Source organism: Hymenobacter sp. UYP22 (assembly GCF_040547285.1).
GTDB lineage: Bacteria > Bacteroidota > Bacteroidia > Cytophagales > Hymenobacteraceae > Hymenobacter.
The window spans coordinates 382,904-405,595 of record NZ_JBEPPK010000001.1; the positions used below are offsets into that span (position 1 = coordinate 382,904).

Here is a 22,692-nt window from a genome sequence, read left to right on the forward strand (position 1 = left end):
CTATGAGCACGATACGCAGCAGCAACTACCGGCACGTGGCACGGTGGCTGGTGGGCCTGAGCCTACTGGGCAGCACACCGGTAATAGCACAAAGCATTGATGGGCAGGTAAAGTCGGTGGCAGGTGCGCCAGTGGAATTCGCCACAGTAGTGCTGCACCGCACCACCGACTCCGTAGCCATCAAAACCGAATTCAGCGACGCGAAAGGCAACTTTCGTTTTGAGCAGGGCGCGGGCCGCTACCTGATTTCGGCTTCGCAGGTGGGTTTTGGGCGCGCCTGGGCCGGTCCGCTGGAATTGGTGGCGGGTGGCGCAGGGCGGCCGGTAGAGCTCACGCTGCAGCCCAACGCGGCTACTGCCCTCAAGGAGGTCACTATTACGGGCCAGCGCCCCACCTTTGAGCGGGAAGCCGACCGTACCATTGTGAATGTGGAGGGCTCGACCCTGGCGGCCGGCAATACCTCCCTGGATGTGCTGCGCCGCTCCCCGGGCGTGACAATTGATGGCAACGACAACCTGGCTTTGCGCGGCAAACAAGGCTTGCTGGTGCTCATTGATGGTAAGCGCCAACCCATGACGGGTACCGAGCTAGCCGATTATCTGCGGGCTTTGCCAGCGGAGCAGATTAAGAACATTGAGCTGATTACCAACCCACCGGCTAAGTACGACGCCCAGGGCGGGGCCGGCATCATTGCCATTAACCTCAAGAAAGACCAGCGGGTGGGCACCAATGGCAGCTTGAATACCAGCTACGGCCGCACGCAATACAACAAGTACAACGCCGGCCTGAGCCTGAACCACCGCCAGCAGAAGTACAACCTGTTCGGCTCTTATAACTACACCGACCGCGCCGGAGAGCCGCGCCTGACCATTCACCGAGACTTTTACCGACCCGGCGCTAGCGGGGAGGCCGGCCGTCAGCTGATTCAGGTGACGGACCAGGACAACAGGTCCCCTTACCAGCTCCGCGCCCACACCTGGAAAGCGGGCATTGACTATAACCTCACGGAGCGTACGGTGCTGGGTGCGGGCCTGAACGGGCTGGCTAACCGCAACGTACAGAATGGCCGCAACAGCACTACCATCAACGACTTACTGCGCAACCAGACCCAGCAGTACAACTCCAACAACCTGCGCGTAAGCCGCACGCCCAACGTAGCCGGCAACCTCAGTCTACGCCATACTTTTAAGGATACAATGGGCACCCGGGAGCTGACGGCCGATGCCGACTACGCCCGCTACCGCACCAGCCGGGACCAGCGCCTGGAAACCCGCTTCAACGGGGCCGAGCAGGTGGGCGAGGTCATCACCGGCGACCAGCAGGGCACGCTCACCATCCAATCGGCAAAGGTGGACTACACCCAGTTTCTGAGCAAGCAGCTCCGGCTGGATGCCGGGGCTAAAACCAGCCTGGTATCGGCGGATAACGACGTGCAGTTTTTCACGAATGGAACGCTGGACCAAAACCGCTCCAACCGCTTCCGCTATGATGAGAACATCAACGCGGGCTACATTAACCTGAATTATACCCAGCCTACGTACACGCTGCAAGCCGGCCTGCGCGGGGAGCAAACCAACGCCGAGGGCCGGCAAGACGTGGTGCAAGCGGGCCAGCTGTCCGATTTTATCCGCCATTATTTCCAGCTGTTTCCGAGTGCGGCCCTGAAGCGGGTGTTTTCCGAGAAGCACGAAACCAGCCTCTCGCTGAGTCGCCGCATCGACCGGCCTTCCTACGGGCAGCTAAATCCGTTTCGGGTGATTATCGACAAAACGACTTCCGGCGGTGGCAACCCCAACCTGCGGCCCCAAACCAGCTACAACCTGGAACTCACCCACACCTTCCGGCAGAAATACAACCTGGGCCTGAGCTACAGCCTTACCAACTTGCCCCTCATCAGCGTAGTGCAGCCCGAAACGGACAGCACGGTTCTATCCACTACCCAAAACCTGCGTCGCCAGCACTACTACGCCCTCACGCTCACGGTACCGGTGGAAGTGGCCAAGTGGTGGACGATGTACAACAACGCCGTGTTCTACTACAGCCGTTTCGAGGGCAGCCTGGCCGGTACCGACCTGAACCGGGGCCGGGGCTCCTTTACCCTCACCACCAACCACACCTTCACGCTGGGCAAGGGCTGGAGCGCCGAGCTGAACGCCGACTACCAGGCCCGCGACATTTACGGCTTCCTGAAAGTGCGGCCCAACGGGGAGGTAAACGCCGGCGTGCAGAAAACCTTCTGGAACCGCAAAGCCACGTTGAAGTTGAGCATGGCCGATATTTTCTTCACCAGCCCCATCCACGCCGTGTCGGAGTATGATACGTACGTGGAACGGTTTTACCAGCGCCAAGATTCGCGGCAGGGCACGCTGGCCTTCACCTACCGCTTCGGCAACGATAAGCTGGCCCCCGCCAAGCGCCGGGGCGGCGGGGCCGAGGATGAAAAGCGCCGCGCCGGCGGGCAGTAACTGGCTATAAATTGTCATTCCGAGCAAAACGAGGAATCTGGGTTGAACCTCCTTGCGGTTGATCCAGATTCCTCGCTTTGCTCGGAATGACAGTTTGTGTGGTGACTACTAGTATTCCTAGTAATAGCTCCGCCCTTCGTCTATCGTTTCGGGTTGCTCCAGGGCGGAGAGCTGCTCCAGAAACTGCCGGTGCGTAACGGGCCGGGAGAACATGGGGAAGTTCTTTTCGCAGGCCAGACGCTGCTCTTCCTCGCTCACGGTGGCGGTGCAGTCGGTGAGGGTGTATACCTGGTAGCCGTACTCGTAGGCCGTGCGCATGGTCGACTCCACGCAGCAGTTGGTGAGGAAACCGGCCAAAGCCAGATGAGTAATGCCCCGCTGGCGCAGCACAAAATCCAGGTTGGTGCTCACGAAGCCATCCAATCCCCGCTTGCCTTCGATGATAATATCCTCGGGCTGGGGTTTGAGCACGTCCACAATATCGGCACCCCAGGAGCCTTTGCGGAAGGAGTTGCTCTCGACCACGCCTTTGAGGATGCCGTAGGGCCGGGGGTGCAGCTCCCGGTAATTTTCGGTGAAGCTGATGGGCACGTGCACAATAAGGGCCCCAGCATTGCGCGCTTGCCGGGCCAGTTCCTCGGCGTTGGCCAGCATGTCGGTTGATTTCATAACGGTTTTTACCGCGTCGTGCAGGGAGCCGCCCGGGGTCGTGAAATCGTTCTGAAACTCAATCAAGAGGACGGCAGTAGAGCTTGGTTTCATAACGGCGGGCCTTTAGGTTGCGGGGAAATCAAGTTACTGATTGCCCACCGCTTGCGCAATAGCCAACTGATTTCTATTGCGTTATGCCTGAGTTATGCTTGCGGTGCGCACTTGCGTGCCACGCTTCAGTAGTAGTTTTAGCCGCTTTTCAGCATATTGGTGGGCTGGTATATCCAGGTCATTTTCTTATGATTCGTTTTTTCGCAACCTGTCATGAGCTGTAGGTACTCAACCTACAGCTTGCATGAAACAACCCAAAAAGCGCTGGGCCTGGACGCCCCGCCAACGTGGCCGCACCCGGCTCTACAGCAGCTTCTCCTACCAGCACTATCACCCTGACAAAGCATTTACCCGCCTGCTATGGGTTCGGCACCGCAGCCAGACGCGCACCGCCCTGGCTCAGTTGCGGCAAGGTGCCGAAGAAACAGAGGTCCACTTCCCGTACCACCACAAAAACAACGGGCACTGGCTGTGGGCGTAACAGAAAAGGGGCCGCTCAGATGAGTGGCCCCTTTTCTGTTACGCAGGCAAGTTTCGGTTACCAGAACTTCACGTACAGGGCCGAAATCAGCAGCAGGATAACCACGATGAGCACCAGCTGGCGCGGGGCTACCCGGAACATGCGGGCATCCAGGTTGAGGCCTTTAGGGTTGATGGCGGGGCCGGCCAGGCTCAGGGCCACCATCAGCAGCACGGTGAAGAAGAACGACCAGCCCATGCAAATCAGGAAGGGAATTTCGTAGCTACCCTGGCCGTTAGGGAAGGCCGTGTAGAGCAGGGTTTCGGGGCCGAATACTGCCGGGGCGTAGTTATTGAAGAACACCGACAGGATAAAGCCCGACAGAATGCCGGCTACGGCCGCCGTGCCAGTGGTGCGCTTCCAGAACATGCCCAGCAGGAACACGGCCACAATACCGGGCGAAATGAACCCCGTATACTTCTGGATAAACTGGAATCCGCCTTCCCCGCTGATGCCCAATAGGTCTTTCCAGGTCAGCAAAACAGCCATAAACATAGCGGCGAAGATGGTAACGCGGCCCACCCACACCAGCTTCTGTTCGGTGGCTTCCTTGTTGAGGTAGCGGTGGTAGATGTCGAGGGTGAAGATGGTGGAAATGGAGTTGGCCTTACCGGCCAGCGAGGCCACAATAGCCGCCGTAAGCGCCGCCAACGACAAGCCCTTCAGGCCGTTGGGCAGAAAGGTGAGGATGGCGGAGTAGGCATTATCGGGGTTGAAGGCGCCGGTGGAGGCCATTTCGGCCTGCAAGGAGCCGTTTTTGTGCAGCACGTAGGCGGCAATGCCGGGCAGCATCACAATCACCGGCATGATCAGCTTCAGGAACGCGGCGAACAGAATACCGGTGCGGGCCGTGGGCAAATCGGCCCCGAGGGCGCGCTGGGTGATGTACTGGTTGCAGCCCCAGTAGTTGAGGTTGGCTACCCACTGGCCGGCGGCGTACATGGCTAGGCCGGGCAGGGCCAGGTACTTGTTGATGTAGGCTTGGTTGGAGTCGGGCGCAGGCTTCTCGAACATCATGTGAAAATGGTCGCCCGCGTCGCGCATCATCACGTTGAAGCCCGCCACTACATCGTTGCCGAGGCCGAATTTCTGGCTAACCAGCGTGAGGGCCAGGTAGCTGGTCGCCAGTCCCCCGATGAGCAGCACCGTTACTTGAATTACATCGGTGTAGCCCACTACTTTCATGCCGCCCAGCGTGATGATGAGGGCAAACACGGCCAGGGCCACCAGAATCAGGTGGAAACTCTCCCCGCCCCCAATGAGGTTGCTGATGGCCAGCGCGCCCAGGTAGAGAATGGCCGTGAGATTAACCAGTACGTACAGAAACAGCCAGAAAATGCTCATTACCAGGCTCAGCGTGGAGTTGTAGCGCTGCTCCAGAAACTGGGGCATGGTGTAAATCTTCTGGCGCAGGTAAATGGGCATGAAGAACACGGCCACCAGAATCAGCACAATGGCTGCCACCCACTCGTAAGCGGCCACGGCCACGCCCACCGTGAAGCCCGAGCCTGACATGCCGATGAACTGCTCGGCCGAAATGTTGGAGGCAATCATGCTGGCCCCGATGGCCCACCACGTCAGCGAGCCTTCGGCCAGGAAATAGTCTTTGGAATCAACCTGGGCTTTCTGCTTGCTGCGGTACACGTAAAAGCCGTAAGCCGATACGACCACCAGGTAAAACAGAAAAACCGCCAGGTCCAGCGTATTGAATGCGTTGCGCATGAAGGAAAATCGGAAAAGAAGAGTAGGTAAAAAAGCCCCGCGGCCCAGCTGAAAAACAGCCCGTCATTCCTCGGAGGCTCGGAATGACGGGCTGTTGATAATCTGACGCCGCTACAGCTTATTTGCGGGTGCTGAAGCGGTATTCGGTGGTGGAGCGGAAAGTTTCGCCGGGCTTGAGCGTGGTGCTGGGGAAGTTGGGCCGGTTAGGCGAGTCGGGAAAGTGCTGGGTTTCCAGGCAGAGGCCGGCGTACTGGTTGTAGGTGATGCCGCCCTTGCCTTTCAGGTTGCCCTTCAGGAAGTTGGAGGAGTAGAACTGCACGCCCGGCTGGTCGGTGTACACGTCCATCACGCGGCCGGTGGTGGGCTCGTACACGGTGGCGGCCTTTTCCGGGCTGCGGCGCTGCGTATCGGCCAGCACCCAGTTGTGGTCGTAGCCACCGGGGGCCGCGCCGGGCACCTGCTTGATCCGCTCCCCAATGCGGTGGGGCTGGCGGAAATCCATGGGCGTGTCCTGCACTGGCTGCAGCTCGCCCGTCGGAATCAGGGTGTTATCCACGGGCGTAAACCGGTCGGCGTTCAGGGTCAGCTCGTGGTCCAGGATGCCCTTACCGGAGGCCGCGTTCAGGTTGAAGTAGCTGTGGTTGGTGAGGTTGAGCACCGTGGGCTTGTCGGTGGTAGCGGTGTAGTCGAGGCGGAGCACGTCGTCCGAGGTGAGGGTGTACACCACTTTCACGTCGAGCGTGCCGGGGTATCCCTCCTCCCCATCCTTGCTCTGGTAGGTGAGCGTGAGCGTTTGCCCCTCGGCCGAAGTGCCGGGCGTGGCCGTCCACAGCTTTTTGTCGAAACCTGCTTTGCCGCCGTGAAGGGTGTTGGGCGCGTTGTTAGTAGGGATGGAATACTGTTTATCGTCGAGGGTGAACTTGCCCCGGGCAATGCGGTTGCCGTAGCGCCCAATCAATGCCCCAAAGTAGGGGCCTTCCTGCTTGTACACCGGGGCCAGATAGCCCGCCAGATCATCGAAACCCAGCACGACATCCCCCATCTTGCCATCCTTGTCGGGTACGAGCAGGCTGGTGAGCGTGCCCCCGTAGGGGGTGATGGTGGCCTTCAGGCCGTGGGCGTTGGTGAGGGTGTAGAGTTGCACCTCGGTACCATCGGCCAGTTTGCCAAAGGCGCTGGAAGTAGGCATGGTTGCGGAAGAAGACTGGGTGGAATCGGAAGAAGCGGCGGCAGATGTAGCACCAGTTTCGGCGGTAGTAGCCTTGTCAGACTGCTGGCAGGCGGCCGTGAGCAACAGGCTGGCCAGCCCGCTGGCCACCAAGCCCGCGCGGGAAGATGAAGTCATATTGGTTGTTGGTTGGTAGTTGTTGGTTGTTGGCAGCAAGCGGCCGGACGAAGCGAAGAAGTTGGGGTGGCTCTTGACGATTGATCCAGCTTCATCGCTTCGCCCGGCATAAGAGCTTACTGCTGGGGCTCCAGCTTGAAGTTCTCGAACACGGCTACTGCCGAAGCCGGGCCGTGGGCCAGGGGCCCCACCCGAATGCCCCGGTCCCAGGGCGGCAGGTAGCTACCGTTTACGGCCGCGCCGCCAGCGGGCAGCGGCTGCCAGGTGGCTCCGCCGTCCGTGCTCCACCCGAAGGTGAACTGGCTACCTTGTTGGGCCTGGAGGCGCAGTTGCAGGGTTTTGGCGGCGGGCAATGGAGTTTCGGCCAGGGTTTTGGTCTGACCTTTTTCGGTTTGCAGCAGCTGTACTTTGCCCCCACCAGCTACCACGGCCAGGGTATTGTCCGGGTCGCCGTGGGCGGCTAGGCCGGCGCGGCTGCCAGCAGGCAGGGCGGCGGGGTTGAGTAGGGTGGTCGTAGCCGTGTAGGCCGGAGCCGTAGTCGACTGGCCCAGGGCAGCCCCGGCGTGCTCGGGGCGGGCAGTGAGGTAAAGCTGGCCGCCGCGCAACGCGAAAGTGGGGCGCTCCTCCACGGGCCACTGCCAGGAAGGAGCCAAGGTTTTGCTGGTGTACTCATCCGTGAAGCTCACGGCGGGCACGGGCGTGGGCGCTATGGCCGTACTGCCCCCCCGGAACTCGGGCCAGCCGGTGGCCGCCCAGGTAAACTCGGTTAGCACACCTTGCCGGCCCACAAACTGCTGGCTGTTGGTCGCGTAGGCATGGTGGAGCATAAACCAGCGGCCCTGGTGCTGCACGGCCGTACCGTGGCCGGGGCACTTCCAGGCGTCGTTGTTGATGAGGATGGGGTTTTTGGCGTACTTCTCCCAGGGCCCCAGCAAGGTTTTGGCCCGGGCCACGCCGGTGGCGTAGGTGCAGCCGGAGCCGCAGCAGCCGTTGGCGGCGTAAAAAGCGTAGAAATATCCCTCGCGGCGCACTATCGACACGCCCTCCACCAGGTTGCCCTCCCAGGTGGCGGGGTCGTTGCGGAACAGCTCCTGCTTCTCCCCTACCAGGGCCGTGCGGGCCTCATTGATGCGCTGGGCCCAGATGGGCGTAGGCTGTTGCACGCTGTTGCCGTCCTCCTTCCAGATGAGGTAGAGCTGGCCGTTTTCGTCGCGCATGGGAAACCCGTCGATGGAGCCGTGGGGCTGACCTACCAGGGGGCCGTGGTCGGTGTAGGGGCCGGCGGGGCTGGGGGCGCTGGCCACGCCCACGGCCAGGTTGCCGCCACGCTTGTGGGCCGTATAGTACACGTAAATTTTGCCGCCTTCCTCACTGATTTCTGGGGCCCAGAAGTAGTAGTCGGCCCAGGCCGGCCGCTCGCCCGGGAATACGTGGCCCACCAGCTCCCACTTCATCAAATCCTTGGACTTAAGCAGCGGAAATGTAGGGCCCCAGTTGGAGCTGGTAGCCGTGGCCCAGTACGTGTCACCGACTTTCACCACGGAGGGGTCGGGGAAGTCGCCGGGCAGCACGGGGTTGGCAATAACGGCCGGCGCCATTGCAGCGGCTGGGCTGCTGGTGCTGCCCGCCTCAGCAGGACGAGTGGAGGTAGAAACCGGCCGCTGGCAGGCCGCCAGCAAGCCCAGGCTCAGCAGCACCGGGCCGCTAAACCGCCGCACGGAAGTACGCAGAGAGTTTTGTTGCAAGGTAGTGAAGGCGTTAAACGAGAAATCAGGGCAGCCTTACTCGCCGGCCGGCTTGGTCAGCGCAGTACCCAGGGCCACGGGCGTGCCGAAATCGGGGGTACCATCAGCCTTCCAGGTGATTTTCTGGATACGGGGGCTGCGGTTGTCGCCGCAGCCCTGGCCCGTTAGCGGGTTGGCGTGGTAAATCATCCAGTCTTCGGTACCGTCCTTGGACTTAAAGAAGCCGTTATGACCCGGCCCGAATGCCTGCCCGCTGGTGTTCTTGGTAAATACCGGCGTGCTGGACTTGGTCCAGGAAGAGAGCTGCATGGGGTCGGCGGTGGAGGAGGCCGTGAGCATACCTAGGGCGTAGTCATCGGTGCTGCAGTGGCTGCCCGAGTACACCAGGAAAGTTTTGTTGCCGTGTTTCAGAATTTCCGGACCCTCGTTCACGTCGGGTTCCCCAATGGTTTCCCAGTTGTACTCGGGGCGCGAGAGTTCTACCCGGGGGCCCACCAGCGTCCAGGGGTTGCTCATCTCCGAGATATACAGGCGCTGGGTGCCGGCGCCCTCCGTCTGGTGGCCCGACCAGATCAGGTACCGTTTGCCGTTCTGCTCCAGCACGGTGCCGTCAATGGCCCACAAATCGGCGGTGGGGTTGGCAATGCGGCCTTTGTAGGTCCAGGTGCCGGTAGTGGGGTCGGCGGAGGCGTTTTCCAGCACGTGTACGCGGTGGCCGGCGCAGCAAAGCGGGTCGGCGGAGTAGTAGATGTACCACTTCCCATCGAGGAAAAACAGCTCCGGAGCCCACAGGTCGCGCTGGTTGATGCCGGCCTGCTGGGGTGTCCAGACCACCGTACTCACGGACGAGCCCAGGTCGGTCATCTTGGCCGTTTTCCGGATAACGATGTTGCCGCCGGTGGTGCTCATGTAGTAGTACGTGCCATCTTTCTGGTATACCCAGGGGTCGGGGCCCACACTCAGCAGCGGGTTAGTGAAGGTGGTAGAGGTGGGCGGCGCGGGCGGCGGGGGCGTAGGCGGCGCGGGGGTGGGTGAAGAGCCACTGTTGCAGGAAAACGTCAGGGCCAGCAGCGCCAAAGACAGTAATCGGGCGGGATACCAGGTCATGCGGAAGGTAAAAACTGGAAAGGAAAATGCTTAGCAGAGTAGATAAGGGCCGTAAGGAAGATACTCGCAAAAGGCCGGCAGCGGAACGCAAGCTGCCGGCTCCCCGTCAGCAAAATAGAGCCGTTCCGGCACCAGGCCGGAACGGCTCTATTCTCAGGCATTTACTTGGCAATTACCAGCCGGGGTTTTGCTGGTAGCGGGCCAGGTCAATTTCGGTTTGCGGAATGGGCAGCAGGCGGGAACGGTCGAGGCGAAAACCATTAAAATCGGTGTCCCGCGCTTTTAGCTGGTCGATGCCGGCCTGGTTATCCAGCAGGCCCCAGCGCTTGAGGTCGAAGAAGCGCAGGCCCTCCCCCGTCAGCTCCGTTACCCGCTCGTGCATAAGCTGGGCCCGAAGCGTTTCACGCGTGAAGCTGCCGGCCGTAAGCGGGGCCAGGCCAGAGCGGCTGCGCACCTGGTTAATCAACGGAATAGCATCACTGGTCACGCCCTGCTCGTTAAGCGCCTCGGCCTGCAGCAGCAGCACATCGGCGTAGCGCATCACGCGGTGGTTGATGGGCGAGTCGAAGTTCTCGAAGGTGCGGAAGTAATCGGTTTGGTACTTGCGCCAGTACACGCGGCTCAGGTCGCGGGCGTTGCCCCGGAAGCGGCGCAGGAAACCGTTGCCGTACACCAGCGTATCGCCATCCACGGGCAGCGAGGAGGTAAACTGGCGGCGGTTATAGAATACCGTGGAGGCCAGGCGCGGGTCGCGGGCTCCGGTGGCGGTTGGCTCCCGCAGAAACTCGTTTACCACCCAGGGCCGCACCTCGCCATCTACGAAGCCCGCGCCGGGTACCCCCCAGAATTGGGAGCGTTGCCCACCTTCCGAGGAAGTAGCATCGTCGCCGTCGTTACCGCCCAGCTTGGCATCCGAGAACTGGACTTCAAAGATGGACTCGGAGTTGTTTTCCGTGGTATGGCGGAAGTTATCGGTGAAGTTGGCCGTGAGCCGGTAGCGGTTGGAGCTAATAACTTCGGCAAACTGCGCCGAGGCCTGCGTCCACAGCCGCTGCTGCATGTAGGCTTTGCCCAGCAGCGTAGTGGCGGCACCTCGGGTAGCGCGGCCAGTGTCGTTGCCGCCCCCGTAAGACACGTCCAGGTCGGGCTTAGCTTCCAGCAGGTCTTTCACAATCTGCTCCCACACCTGCCCTTCCGAAGTAGCCTGGGCCGGCAAAGCGGTGGCATCGGAGGGCGTAAGGGCCAGCGGCACCCGCCCGTAGAGCGTTACTAAGTTGTAGTAGTACAGGGCCCGCAAAAACTTGGCTTCGGCCACAATTCGCTTTTTCTGGGTTTCACCCATCTGTATGGCGGGTACATTGGCCAGTACTTGATTGGTGCGCCAGATGGCCCGATAATGGTCTCGCCACAGGTCCCGCGACACCTCAAAGTCATAGTTTACCTGCGTAAAGCGGGTAAAATCAGCCAACTCACCCCACGGGCTCTGGCTAAAGCTGTCGTCAGAACGCAGATCATAAGCAAAGTGCAGCCAGCGCCGGTAAGTGCCCAACTGCTGCAAGCCGCTGTAGCAGGCCGTAATGCCCTTTACAGCATCGTCCTCCGTTTTCCAGAACGACTCGGTGGTGGCTTGGTTTGGGTTGATCTGGTCAAGAAAATCTTTGTCGCAGGCCGTTGTCAGCAGCAGAGTGCTAGCTAGGGCGGCCAAGCGGAGAGTATGTGGTTTCATGAGAATGTCGTCGTAGTCGGATGGGAAGGATGAGCAGAAACGCGGCCAGGTCTAGAAGCCCAATTGAGCGCCAATGGAAACCGTACGAATGTTGGGGTAACTGCCCTCGTCTACGCCCCGGCTCAGCACGCCACCCACTACTTCAGGGTCGTAGCCGGTGTAGTCGGTCACCGTGAACAGGTTCTGGCCCGTTACATAGAAGCGTAGGCTGCCCAGCCCTTTCACCTGCTCCGTTAAAGACTTGGGAATGGTATACCCAATCTGCAGATTTTTCAGACGCAGGTAGGAGCCATCCTCCAACCAGCGGGTAGAGTTAATACGGGCGTTGTCACCGGCAGCGGTGGCTTCCTGCCGGCCCGCAGGTGCACCAGAAATGATGGCGCGGGGTGTGGTAGTGGAGGGATTGGTGGGCGTCCAAGGGCTAAAACCCTTACGGTAGTTGCCGTTGTCGTCGGTGCGGTCCAGCCAGTACCGGCCGGTATTCAGAATATCATTGCCTTGCACACCCTGAAAGAAGGCCGAGAAGTCAATGCCTTTGTAGCTGGCTGACAGATTTAACCCGTACTGTAGCTTAGGAAACACACGACCAACATGGGCCCGGTCGGCGGCCGTAATCTGTCCGTCTCCATTCACGTCTTTGTAGCGCACGTCGCCGGGTTTGGCATTCGGCTGGGCGCTGCTGGCGATATTGTCGCCCGTCTGGAAGATACCGTCGAATTGGTACAGGAAAAACGAGCCCAGCTCATAGCCAACCTCCGTGCGGGTAGATTCACCGGGGCCGCCGGGGAAGAGGTTGTTTCCGCCATCGGCACTAAGGGCATTTACGCGGTTGGTAAGCGTGGTCAGATTACCGGTAACGCTGTACTTGAAATCCTTACGGTTCTCGTTGTAGCCCAAGGACAATTCAAGCCCCCGGTTAGCAATGCGGCCTACGCGCTGGTAGGGGTAGGTACCTGCGTTGCCCAGCACCAGCGGCGGCAGCGGGTTCACCAGGGCGTTCCGTGTTTCCGAGCGGTAATAATCGGCTGAGAGCGTAATCCGGTCTTCCAGCAGGCCCAGATCAAACCCATAGTTGGCCGTGTGGCGCTCTTCCCAGGCAATGTCGCGGCTTACAAGCTGCGTCTGGATACTACCGGTCTGAATATTGTCACCCCCGAAGGGATAGTTAACGTTGAGATTGATAACCCCCTGCCCCAGATAGGCTCCGTTGTAGGGGCCATCCAGCAAATCATTGCCCAATACCCCGTAGCTGGCACGCAGCTTCAGGTTGCTCACCTTGTCGGTCAGGTTCTGGAAGAATTGCTCCTGCGAAACTCGCCAGCCAGCCGAGGCGGCATAAAAGGTACCGTAGCGATTCTGGGGACTAAACCGGGAAGATCCGTCGCGGCGAATAGCCCCGGTCAGCAGGTAGCGCTGGTCGTAGTCGTACGTGATTTGCCCTAAGTAAGAGCGTTTGTTGTATACAACCGTAGAGCCCAATGCCTGGGGCGAGCCGCTGCCCGCGTCTAAGGCCCAGTAGTATACAGGCCCCACACCGTAGCCGTTGTTGCGGCCGCGCGTGAACTCAAAGCGCTGATGCTGCTCCGTGTAGCCAGCAACTGCTGTCAGGTTGTGCTCACCAAAGCTCTTATCAAAAGACAAAGTATTTTCAACCTGCGTAAATAGGTTATTTCCCTGGTTTTCGGCATAGTACGAGGGGTTCAGCGGGTCGTTTTGACGCCAGAGACCGTACTGACGCTTTTCCCGGTCGTGGTAGCCCAGGTACTCAATGCCCATATTGAGGCGGTAGCGCAGGAAGCTGAAAATATCTATTTCCCCGTACACGTTGCCCTGCAGGCGGTTGTTCACCCGGGTGTTGCTGAGCAGTTTCTGCAGGGCAATAGGGTTGGTACCGAAGGTGCTGGCGTTGTTATTTCCGTACCCGAAGCCCCCGATGTTGGTCGAGTCATACACCGGCGTAACGGGCAGCATGCGCAGCACGTCCAGGAAAGGCAGGCCGTTGAGCAGCGTTTGGTTGGTGCGGGCCACTTGCAGGTTCTGGCCTACCCGCAAACGCCCCCGGTTAAAACCCGTATTGATTCGTATGCTATAGCGCTCAAACTTGGGGCCCACCACGGTGCCTTTCTGGTTGAAATACTCGCCTGACACCAGGTAATTGGAGTTGGGACCTCCGCCCGAGAAACCCAGGCTGTAATCCTCCACAGAGCCCTTCTGGATAAGCTCCTTCTGCCAGTCGGTGTTCACGCCGGTGGGGTTAGCCACGTAGGGCTGCACCGAGAGGCCGGCGTTTTCGTAGGCTTGGCGGTTGATAACGGCCCACTCCTGGGCATTCATCAAATCGTAGGTCTTATTAATTTTCTGTACCCCACGGTAGGCATTGAAGCTAATAGCCGGCGGCCCCGCCTTTCCTTTCTTCGTGGTGATAATGATGACTCCATTGGCACCCCGCGAACCATACGGCGCCAAGGAAGCCCCGTCCTTGAGGACTTGAATGGATTCGGCATCGGCGGGGTTGAAGTCGCGGATATTATCTACCCACAGCCCATCAATGATGTAGAGCGGCCCGCTACCCCCGTTGATGGAGCCCAGGCCCCGGATATTGACGAGGGGAGCCTGGCCCGGCACGCCGGAGTTGATAACCTGCACACCAGGCAGGCGGCCCTGAATGCCCTCCGCAATGGTGGCTACGGGGGCTTTTTGGGCTTCGCGGGCACTTACGCTGGCTACTGAGCCGGTTACGTCCTCCCGCTTCTGGGTCAGGTAGCCCACCACTACTACATCGTTCAGCACCTTGCTGTCCACATCCAGGCGCACATCCACGCTGCTGCGGCCGTTCACCGGCACTTCCTGGGTAGTGTAGCCCACAAAGGAGAAAACCAGGGTAGCGTTATCGGCCACTGCTAAGGTGTAGCGTCCGTCACTGTCAGTGGTAACGCCATTGGAGGTTCCTCGTTCCAGCACCGTTACGCCGGGCATGCCCTGGCCTTTTTCGTCCAGCACGCGGCCGGATATAGTAGTAGCCAGCACCGCGTCCCGGTGGGCGGCCGGGGTGGGCAGCTCACTGGCCTGCCCGGCCACGGGAGCCAGCAGGGGCAGACAGGCTACCAGCGCCGGTACTGTTTGCCGACGCATGCGTTGTAAGGAGTTCTTCATGGGGAGTAGAAAGGTGGTTGAAGAAGTGGGAATTGCAAACGTTTGCGCATGGAAAATAAATGCAAACGTTTGCGGCTATGGGAGAAAAAGTGCGTTAATTCGGCCTGCCAAGGTATTCTAAGTAGCTACCAGCCGCCGAATTAAGCAACCAGGGGCTCATTTGACTGCGTAAGAATAGTGAGTATTCACTCAATTGTCAAGAAATTAAAAAAATCTTGCCTTCACTTACAGCTACCATAGTGCAAATTTCTCCCTGCTACATCTCATTTCTGCTACCCAAATCAAGCTCGACCGTACTATATGTTCTGAAATTTTGATGTAGATTTGCAAACGTTTGCATGAGCCCCTGATATGATTGCTCGTTGCGGACGCACTTCACCCCTGCTCCACTTTCTGCCTCATGCTGTCTACTCGCATCCTCGCTGCTTTTCAGGAACACTTTTCGGCTACTCCCCTGCTCGTGCGCGCTCCAGGGCGCGTAAACCTCATCGGGGAACACACCGACTATAACAATGGCTTTGTGCTACCCGCCGCCATTGATAAGGAAATTGTGTTTGCCGTGGCCCTGAACAACACCAGCAAGGCCCGGCTGTATTCATACGACAACAAGGCGCATTGCACCGTTGAGCTAACAGGCCTGCAGCCGGGCAAACCGCACTGGGCCAACTACCTGAAGGGCGTGGTGGCCCAGTTTCAGCAGCGCGGTATTACGGTACCGGGCTTCGACTGCGTGTTTGGGGGCAATGTGCCCATCGGTGCGGGCATGTCGTCGTCGGCGGCGGTGGAGTGCGGGCTGGCGTTTGCGCTAAATGAGCTGCTGGGCACCGCGCTGAGCCGCATGGAGCTGGCGCGCATGGCCCAGCTAGCCGAGCACAAGTTTGCCGGCGTGCAGTGCGGTATCATGGATCAGTTTGCCAGTTTGTTTGGCCAGCCCAACCAGGTAGTGCGGCTGGATTGCCGCTCCCTGGAGTATGCGTACTTCCCTTTCGATACCCAGGCCTGCCATATTGTGTTGTGCAACTCCGGGGTGAAGCACAGCCTGGCCAGCTCGGAGTACAACACCCGCCGCCAGGAGTGTGAACAGGGCGTGAGCGTACTGCAGCAGTACTACCCCGAGGTAACCAGCCTGCGCGACGCTACCCTGTCCCAGCTGGAAACCCACCAAGCCGAGATGAGCGCGGTAGTATACCGCCGCTGCCGCTACGTGGTAGAAGAAAACCAGCGCGTGGAACTAGCCTGCCAGCACCTGGCAGCTGGCAACCTGGTAGCATTCGGGCAGGCCATGTACGCCTCCCACGCCGGCCTCCGCGACGATTACGCCGTTAGCTGCTCGGAGCTGGATGTACTGGTTGAAGCCGCCCGGGCCCTACCAGGGGTGTACGGCGCCCGCATGATGGGCGGCGGCTTTGGGGGCTGCACCATCAACCTGGTAGCGCCGGAGCAGGTGGCAGGCTTCGTGGCTGCCATGCAGGCGGCCTATCAGCAGCAGCTGGGCCTGAAGCTGGAAACCTACCAAACGACTATTGTGGGCGGCGTCTCCACTCTGGAGCCAACTAGCGTACCGGCCTAGGCAGGGACGCCCTTTTGTGCGCTGGGCCGCAAGGCGCCGGCCGCGTATATCGGGGCGTTGCGGCCCGGGCAGGCAGTGCTTGTGGTAAGTTAGTACCTGTTTGTTTTGGGCCGGGTAAGCGGTAGGCGGTAGCGTGGGAACTGCCGTCTGCCGCCCCGGTCCGAAGCAACCAGTGTTCAGGCGGGGCAACCCCGGGCTGGTTCTGCAGTATGATTCGTAGCAGTTGCTTGCCTGATCTTTCCCTTTTTCAACTCCCTGACGGCTTGCCGTCTTTTTTCTTTTTCCGATGGCCGCCTTTGATCTAGCCCAGCACCCGCACCGCCGCTTCAACCCGCTCACGGGCGAGTGGCTGCTTGTGTCGCCCCACCGCGCCCTGCGCCCCTGGCAGGGCCAGCAGGAAGCCCCCGACCGGAGCCAGCGCCCCGCCTACGACCCTACCTGCTACCTCTGCCCCGGCAACACCCGCGCCAACGGGGCCGTCAACCCCACCTACACCGGCACCTTCGTGTTTGATAATGACTTTGCTGCTCTTACCCCCGATGCGCCCACCGGCACGGTGGAGCAGGGCGGGTTGCTACGGGCCGAGGCGGAGTCGGGCGTGGGCCGGGTTATCTGCTTTTCGCCCCGCCACGACCTGACCCTGCCGGAAATGAGCACGGAGGCTATCCGGGGGGTGGTGGACGTCTGGGCCGAACAGTTTGCCGAGCTTGGGGCCCGGCCCGACATCAACTACGTGCAGATCTTCGAGAATAAGGGCCAGGTGATGGGTTGCTCCAATCCCCACCCCCACGGCCAGATCTGGGCGCAGCGCACCGTGCCCACCGACCCGGCCAAGGAAACCGTGCAGCAGCTGGCCCATTTCCGCCAGCACGGCCGTACCCTGCTGGCCGACTACCTGGCTATTGAACTGCAAGAACAGCAGCGCGTGGTGCTGGAAAACGAGCATTGGGTGGTGCTGGTGCCCTTCTGGGCGGCCTGGCCCTTCGAAACGCTGGTGCTGCCGCGCCGCGCCGTGCAGGACGTGACCCAACTCACGGAAACGGAGCGTGACGCGCTGGCCGACGCGCTGCGCCGCCTTACCATCCGCTACGACAACCTGTTCCAGACCTCCTTCCCCTACTCCGCCGGCCTGCACCAGCGCCCCACCGATGGGCAGCCGCACCCGGAGTGGCACCTGCACATGCACTTCTACCCGCCGCTGCTGCGCTCGGCCTCGGTGCGCAAGTTTATGGTTGGTTACGAGCTGCTGGGCAGCCCCCAGCGCGACATAACCCCCGAATACGCCGCCCAGCGCCTGCGGGAGCTACCCGAAATCCACTACAAGCAGGCTCAGCCACAGTAGGACTCTTTCCTGGGCGAAGCCATGCCTTGAATCATTATTCTGAGCATAACGAAGGACCTTATTGCGCTAGAACGAGCCGCTGCAACAATGGTCGTTCTGGCGTAGTAAGGTCCTTCGCATTGCTCGGGGCACTAGGTCTGTTTGAAGCAAAAGCGCCCGTAGTTTATTGCTACGGGCGCTTTTGCATTCATCTTATTTCTCACCCGAAGGCCGCGCTATGGGCTGGGTGATGGGTAGCGGGTTGCCAAAGTTGGGGGTACCGTCGGGGTTCCAGGTGAAGGGCTGGGCCCGGGGAGTGCGAAACCGGCCGCAGCCCTGGCCGGGCTCATCGTTGGCGTGGTAGAGAATCCAGTCCTGGGTACCATCCGGCGACTTGAAGAAGGAATTGTGGCCGGGGGCGTACACCTTGTTGGCCGCGTTCTGCTGGAAAACCGGCGTGGGCGACTTGGCCCAGGAGCCGGGCTGGAGCAAATCGGCGCTGGCGGAGGCGGTGAGCATCCCCAGGGCGTACGTATCGGTCCAGCAGCCGCTGGCCGAATAGATGAGGTAGAGCTTGCCGTTGTGGCTGAGCACTTCGGGGCCTTCGTTCACGTCCACGTGGGGCACATCGTTGGGGTTGTTCAGGTCGCCGTTCCGCTCCCAGCTGTATACTGGCGTCGACACTTTCAGGCGGGGGCCGGCAATGGTCCAGGGGTTCTGCATGCGGGCCAGGTAGATATCCTGGCGGCCGTTTGCGTCGCCCTCCCACCCCGACCACACGAAGTACAGCTGCCCGTTATTCTCGAACACCGACCCATCAATAGCCCATTTGTTGGTAGCATCCGTAATCTGCCCCTTATCCACCCAGGTACCTTCCAGGGGGTCAGCCGAGCTGTTTTCCAGCACAAAAAGCCGATGGTCGGGGTTGCGGCCGGCATCGGCGGCGTAGTACAGGTACCACTTGCCTTGGATGCGGTGCAGCTCCGGCGCCCAGATTTCGCGGGAGTTGGGCCCGGTACTGGGCGGCGTCCAGACTACCTTGCTTGGGGCCGTACGCAGCTGGCTCAGGGACCGGGTTTTCCAGAGCGTGATGTTGCGGCCGGTGGTGTGGGTGTAGTAATAGTAGCCGTTATAGTACACGCTCCAGGGGTCGGCGCCGGCCGGCAGTAACGGGTTGGTGAAGGTGGCAGCCGTAGAGGCGGGCTGCTGCTGGGCCTGAACCGGCCCGGCGAACAGCACCGAAGCCCCCAGCAGCAGGCTGGCGTAGAGTACGTTTTTCATGTGCACATCTGAAATCCGCCTCTCACTTTCCCTTTGGCTCGCGCAGGAAGAGGATGAAAGGCGGGCAAAGGAGGAATTGACCTTATTTGCCGTTGGTTTTCCGGATCAGGTCGGTTTCGTCCTGGTGGTAGGGCGTGCCGTCCTTACGGAACACCTCATGGAACCACTCGCCCGGCTCGCCGCCGTCGGCCACGGGTACATCCCACTGGTACTTGGTGTTGGTTTTGCCGTCTACCAGGCCCCAGTTGATGGCCCCGATATTGTACTTCTTCAGCAAGGGCATTACGTTGACGAAGCGGGAATTGCGGGGACGGGCCATGTACTCGGTGCAGATCATGGGGCGGCCGTGGGTTTTGAGCAGCTCAATTACCCGCTCGTGGGCTGGCACCTCGTCGTAGTTGTGGTAGGTCATTACGTCGGAATTCAGGGCCTGAAAGGTATTCAGCTCCTTGAGGCCCCAGTTCCAGAGGCCCACGCTCAGGGGCTGGCTGGGGTTTACTTCCCGGGCCCAGGCAAACACGTTGCGCAGCAGGGGCAGCGAGGCATTGCCCTTATTATTATTGCCGGGCTCATTGTACAAATCCCAGAGCAGCACGCGCTTATCAGTGGCGAAGCTGCGCAGCACGTCCTGCACGTAGGGCTTGAGCTTCACGAAGGTAGCCGAGTCGCGGGAGGCGGGGTCGCCGGGGTCCTGGGCCCAGCCGGAATTGTGGATGCCGGGCTTGGGCGCGGGCTGGGGGCCGGCTTTGGGGTCCTTGCCCCAGCAGTCGTCAAAGAACACCAGAATAGTGCTGATGTGGTGCTTGTCGGCCAGGGCCAGGTAGTCGCCCACGCGCTTTTTGAAGCCCTGCGGATCCTGCTGCCAGGCCAGGCTGTGCAAAAACACGCGCATGGTATTAAAGCCGATGCCCTCGGCCCAGCCCAGCTCTTTATCAATGGTGGCGGGGTCGAACGTGTCGGCCTGCCACATTTCCAACTGGTTGATGGCCGTGCTGGGCGTGAAGTTGGCCCCCGACATCCAGGGGTGCTGCCGGTACCAGGCCTGAGCCTTCTCGGCCGACCAGCGCTGGCCCTGCAGGGCAGCGGCCGTAGCCGCTGCGCCTTTGGTTTTGATCTTGGTTTTTTGGGCGAAGGTGCTGGTGGTGGAACTCAGCAGCAGAAGAAAGAGCAGCAGCTTTTTCATGAAAAAGGAAATGGTGAAAGGAAGGATGGAATTCTATAGTAGGCACCCCAGGCTTTGGTACCGGGCCCCTATTCGCCGGAGGGTGTGGATTGAGGCTGCGTCAGCGACACGGGCACGCCGAAGTTGGGAGTACCGTCGGGGTTCCAGGTGAAGCGCTGCATGCGGGAGCTGCGGCCCTCACACTTGCCGTCGGCGGCAGCTTTGGCGTGGTACACCAGCCAGTCCTCGCGCCCGTCCGCCGATTTTGTGAAGCTGTTATGACCGGTACCCCACACCTGATTTTCGGCTGAGGGCTTAAACACGGGCTGGGGTGCTTTAGTCCAGGATTCAGGCCTAAGAGGATCAGCACCCTTCTGGGCCGTGAGCATGCCCAGGCAGTAATTATCATCCCAGCAGGCGCTGGCCGAGTACACCACCAGCAGCTGGCCCTGTTTACCAGCCAGAAACTCGGGGCCTTCCAGAATCTGGCGGCCGCCCCCTTTTTCCCACTCAAAGGTGGGGCGGGCAATAATCACTTCTTTGTCGGGGGCCAGCGTCCACGGATTCGTCATGGGAGCAATGGCCAGCACGCTCTGCGGCCCCACGTATGCCGAGTACAGGAAATACCGCTTGCCGCCCTGCTCAAACACCGAGCCGTCGAGGCCGGCGTATTTGGTGTTTACCCGGCCCTTGTCCGTCCAGGTACCCGTGGTGGGGTCAGCAGCGGCGTTTTCCAGCACGAACACGTAGCGGCTGTTGTCGCCGGCCCGGGCTTTATCGGTGGCCGTGTAGTAGAGGTACCACTTGCCATTGAGGCGATGCAGCTCCGGGGCCCAGATTTCGGCGGAGTTGGGGCCGGTAGCGGGCGGCGTCCAGACCACTGCGGCCGGGGCCTGGGATACCGCGCTCAGGGCCTGGGTTTTCCAGAGCGTGATGTTGCGGCCGGTGGTGTGCGTGTAGTAGTAAATGCCACCGTGCCGGGTTACCCAAGGGTCGGGGCCTTCCGTGTGCAGGGGGTTGCGGAAGGTAGCAGCGGGCTTCTGCTGGGCCAGTGCCGGTGAGGCCAAGCCAGCCGTGAAGCCGGCCCCAAGCAGTACGGCACAAAGACGAGTAGCAATGTTCATGGTAGTACGGGGAGGAGCAACGCACACGGAAGCAGAAGGGCAATTCCGGGCAGCGGCTGCATTTACATTTAGGGAAGAAAGCACCCACAGGATTGCCGGCCGGTACGCCCGAGATACAGCCGAGTACCACTGCCGGGTAAGGCTAACCAGGGCTAACGGCAATGCCCGGTCGGGTACCGGGCCATATCCGGCGAATCAGGTAGTTGGCCGCCGGTTTGGTAGTGGGCCCTGGGGTACTTGCGACGGTGCAAGCTAATCTTAGTATCGAAATAACGCAAACGTTTGCACATTTATCTGCATCTTGCCCACAAGCCCAATACTGGGTTTCTTTTGAGTACTTACTCACCATTTACTTGGGGCCTAACTCCAGCGTTTGGTCTTGCCTGTTCCTTGCCCATGCCTCACCCTTCATAGGGAGTTGAACGCGGCAAGCTGCCCGGCTACGGACTGGCCGCATGCTCACAAAGCCCCTCTACCCGCCAACTGGGACAGGTGTGGCACCGGATAACGTGCAGCTACCGGCCCTGAACATCCTTCCACAATATCTGTCCACTCTCTCCTTCACCATGCCCTACTCCCGCCGCACATTTCTGCAGCAAGCCACTGCTGGCTTGGCCTCCCTTGCCCTACTGAACCAGGCCGCTGCCCGCACGGCTGCCCGCACTTATACCAACCCCGTGTACCCCGGCCAGTTCCCCGACCCTTTTGTGCTTAAGCATCAGGGCCGCTACTACGCCTTTGGCACCACCGGCCAGGGCCGCACCCCCGATGGGCGCATCTTCACCCTGCTCACCTCCGATAACCTGGTTGACTGGCAAGTGGCCGGCGGGGCCCTCACACCGCCCGCCGGGGCTGAGGGGGCCGACTTCTGGGCGCCCGAAGTAGTGTACCACAAGGGCACCTTCTACATGTATTACTCCATGGGCGGCGGCGCTATCGGGGCCTCCGTGGGCCACCGCCTGCACGTGGCCACCAGCAAAACGCCCCAGGGGCCTTACACGCAGGCGGCCCTGCTGGATGTACCGGCCAGTAAGTTCACTATCGACGCCCACCCCTTCCAGGATACCGATGGGCAGTGGTACCTGTTCTACGCCCGCGACTTTATCGACTCCAACGACGGTTACCGACCCGGCACCGGCTTGGTAGTAGACAGGCTCCTGGACATGACCCGCCTGGCCGGGGAAAGCCGCACCGTAATGCGCGCCCGCCACGACTGGACGGTATTTGAGAAGAACCGCACCATGCCGCTCTACGATAACCAGACGTTTAAGGAGTGGCACACCCTGGAAGGTCCCTTCGTGCGCAAACGTGGCAACAAATACTACTGCTTCTACAGTGGCGCCAACTTCCTCACGCCCCGCTATGGTGTTGACTATTGCGTAGCCGACAGCGTAATGGGCCCCTACACGGATACCGGTGATGGCATGGGCCCGCGGGTGTTGCACGCCGTTGAGGGTCATGTGCGCGGACCGGGCCACCATTCCCACGTGATGAGCCCCAACGGCAAGACCGAATACCTGGTATATCATGCCTGGAACCCGGAAATGACCGAGCGGCAACTCTGCATTGATAAGCTGGCCTGGACGGCCCAGGGTCCGCGCTGCCAGGGCCCCACCTACACGCCCCAGCCCCTACCCTAGCACCAAAGCAAGACGCATCTTCTACACCGTAGAACTACTGACGAGGTTA

Annotated in this window: 15 protein-coding genes; 5 read left to right on the plus strand and 10 right to left on the minus strand. The window is 60.6% G+C overall.

The window, feature by feature from the left end; translation table 11 throughout:
• Positions 1-2 precede the first annotated feature (2 nt).
• Entirely contained in the window at positions 3-2,465 is a 2,463-nt protein-coding gene (locus ABIB60_RS01765) for an outer membrane beta-barrel protein (protein ID WP_354577287.1), read from the plus strand.
• Between the two features lie 117 nt (positions 2,466-2,582).
• Here the strand turns inward: ABIB60_RS01765 and ABIB60_RS01770 are convergent, their stop codons facing one another.
• Positions 2,583-3,227, minus strand: coding sequence for a cysteine hydrolase family protein (locus tag ABIB60_RS01770; protein WP_354577288.1), 645 nt, complete (start codon positions 3,225-3,227; stop codon positions 2,583-2,585).
• Positions 3,228-3,471: 244 nt separating this feature from the next.
• Here ABIB60_RS01770 and ABIB60_RS01775 point away from each other — a divergent pair, with 244 nt between their 5' ends.
• On the plus strand, positions 3,472-3,708 hold the full coding sequence (locus tag ABIB60_RS01775; RefSeq protein ID WP_354577290.1) for a hypothetical protein: 237 nt from the start codon (positions 3,472-3,474) through the stop codon (positions 3,706-3,708).
• 57 nt (positions 3,709-3,765) lie between these two features.
• On the opposite strand, the gene ABIB60_RS01780 is transcribed toward ABIB60_RS01775, so the two are convergent.
• From ABIB60_RS01780 to ABIB60_RS01805, 6 genes are all read right to left on the minus strand, one after another.
• The gene (locus ABIB60_RS01780) at positions 3,766-5,469 is read right to left on the minus strand and encodes a sodium:solute symporter family transporter (protein ID WP_354577292.1); all 1,704 of its coding nucleotides are present in this window, start codon (positions 5,467-5,469) and stop codon (positions 3,766-3,768) included.
• A gap of 118 nt (positions 5,470-5,587) precedes the next feature.
• Positions 5,588-6,814 carry an aldose epimerase family protein gene (locus ABIB60_RS01785; protein WP_354577293.1) on the minus strand — a complete coding sequence of 409 codons (1,227 nt, stop codon included), beginning with the start codon at positions 6,812-6,814 and terminating at the stop codon, positions 5,588-5,590.
• Between the two features lie 116 nt (positions 6,815-6,930).
• Positions 6,931-8,559 (minus strand): family 43 glycosylhydrolase, encoded by a 1,629-nt coding sequence (locus ABIB60_RS01790; RefSeq protein ID WP_354577294.1) that lies wholly within the window; start codon positions 8,557-8,559, stop codon positions 6,931-6,933.
• A gap of 36 nt (positions 8,560-8,595) precedes the next feature.
• Positions 8,596-9,666, minus strand: coding sequence for a glycoside hydrolase family 43 protein (locus tag ABIB60_RS01795; RefSeq protein WP_354577295.1), 1,071 nt, complete (start codon positions 9,664-9,666; stop codon positions 8,596-8,598).
• A gap of 172 nt (positions 9,667-9,838) precedes the next feature.
• Positions 9,839-11,392: a RagB/SusD family nutrient uptake outer membrane protein gene (locus tag ABIB60_RS01800; RefSeq protein ID WP_354577296.1), complete on the minus strand. Its 1,554-nt coding sequence runs from the start codon at positions 11,390-11,392 to the stop codon at positions 9,839-9,841.
• Between the two features lie 51 nt (positions 11,393-11,443).
• A complete protein-coding gene (locus tag ABIB60_RS01805) occupies positions 11,444-14,545 on the minus strand; it encodes a SusC/RagA family TonB-linked outer membrane protein (protein ID WP_354577298.1) in 3,102 nt (1,033 codons plus the stop codon).
• A gap of 400 nt (positions 14,546-14,945) precedes the next feature.
• Between ABIB60_RS01805 and galK the strand changes: the two genes are divergently transcribed.
• Both galK and ABIB60_RS01815 read left to right on the plus strand, forming a co-directional pair.
• On the plus strand, positions 14,946-16,115 hold the full coding sequence (galK, locus tag ABIB60_RS01810) for a galactokinase (protein ID WP_354577300.1): 1,170 nt from the start codon (positions 14,946-14,948) through the stop codon (positions 16,113-16,115).
• Between the two features lie 286 nt (positions 16,116-16,401).
• Entirely contained in the window at positions 16,402-17,457 is a 1,056-nt protein-coding gene (locus tag ABIB60_RS01815) for a UDP-glucose--hexose-1-phosphate uridylyltransferase (protein ID WP_354577302.1), read from the plus strand.
• A gap of 192 nt (positions 17,458-17,649) precedes the next feature.
• Here the strand turns inward: ABIB60_RS01815 and ABIB60_RS01820 are convergent, their stop codons facing one another.
• The 3 genes from ABIB60_RS01820 to ABIB60_RS01830 form a co-directional block, all read right to left on the minus strand.
• Positions 17,650-18,717 carry a glycoside hydrolase family 43 protein gene (locus tag ABIB60_RS01820; protein WP_354577304.1) on the minus strand — a complete coding sequence of 356 codons (1,068 nt, stop codon included), beginning with the start codon at positions 18,715-18,717 and terminating at the stop codon, positions 17,650-17,652.
• An 82-nt stretch (positions 18,718-18,799) separates the two neighbouring features.
• Positions 18,800-19,900 (minus strand): cellulase family glycosylhydrolase, encoded by a 1,101-nt coding sequence (locus ABIB60_RS01825; RefSeq protein ID WP_354577306.1) that lies wholly within the window; start codon positions 19,898-19,900, stop codon positions 18,800-18,802.
• Between the two features lie 68 nt (positions 19,901-19,968).
• Positions 19,969-21,003: a glycoside hydrolase family 43 protein gene (locus ABIB60_RS01830; RefSeq protein WP_354577308.1), complete on the minus strand. Its 1,035-nt coding sequence runs from the start codon at positions 21,001-21,003 to the stop codon at positions 19,969-19,971.
• A 494-nt stretch (positions 21,004-21,497) separates the two neighbouring features.
• Between ABIB60_RS01830 and ABIB60_RS01835 the strand changes: the two genes are divergently transcribed.
• Complete coding sequence (locus tag ABIB60_RS01835; RefSeq protein ID WP_354577310.1) at positions 21,498-22,643, plus strand: glycoside hydrolase family 43 protein; 1,146 nt, start codon at positions 21,498-21,500, stop codon at positions 22,641-22,643.
• The last annotated feature ends 49 nt before the right edge of the window (positions 22,644-22,692 follow it).

Coding starts and splice junctions, on each gene's coding strand:
- ABIB60_RS01765 (WP_354577287.1), top strand. CDS start 3: ATGAGCACGATACGCAGCAGCAACTACCGGCACGTGGCACGGTGGCTG.
- ABIB60_RS01770 (WP_354577288.1), bottom strand. CDS start 3,227: ATGAAACCAAGCTCTACTGCCGTCCTCTTGATTGAGTTTCAGAACGAT.
- ABIB60_RS01775 (WP_354577290.1), top strand. CDS start 3,472: ATGAAACAACCCAAAAAGCGCTGGGCCTGGACGCCCCGCCAACGTGGC.
- ABIB60_RS01780 (WP_354577292.1), bottom strand. CDS start 5,469: ATGCGCAACGCATTCAATACGCTGGACCTGGCGGTTTTTCTGTTTTAC.
- ABIB60_RS01785 (WP_354577293.1), bottom strand. CDS start 6,814: ATGACTTCATCTTCCCGCGCGGGCTTGGTGGCCAGCGGGCTGGCCAGC.
- ABIB60_RS01795 (WP_354577295.1), bottom strand. CDS start 9,666: ATGACCTGGTATCCCGCCCGATTACTGTCTTTGGCGCTGCTGGCCCTG.
- ABIB60_RS01800 (WP_354577296.1), bottom strand. CDS start 11,392: ATGAAACCACATACTCTCCGCTTGGCCGCCCTAGCTAGCACTCTGCTG.
- ABIB60_RS01805 (WP_354577298.1), bottom strand. CDS start 14,545: ATGAAGAACTCCTTACAACGCATGCGTCGGCAAACAGTACCGGCGCTG.
- galK (WP_354577300.1), top strand. CDS start 14,946: ATGCTGTCTACTCGCATCCTCGCTGCTTTTCAGGAACACTTTTCGGCT.
- ABIB60_RS01815 (WP_354577302.1), top strand. CDS start 16,402: ATGGCCGCCTTTGATCTAGCCCAGCACCCGCACCGCCGCTTCAACCCG.
- ABIB60_RS01820 (WP_354577304.1), bottom strand. CDS start 18,717: ATGAAAAACGTACTCTACGCCAGCCTGCTGCTGGGGGCTTCGGTGCTG.
- ABIB60_RS01825 (WP_354577306.1), bottom strand. CDS start 19,900: ATGAAAAAGCTGCTGCTCTTTCTTCTGCTGCTGAGTTCCACCACCAGC.
- ABIB60_RS01830 (WP_354577308.1), bottom strand. CDS start 21,003: ATGAACATTGCTACTCGTCTTTGTGCCGTACTGCTTGGGGCCGGCTTC.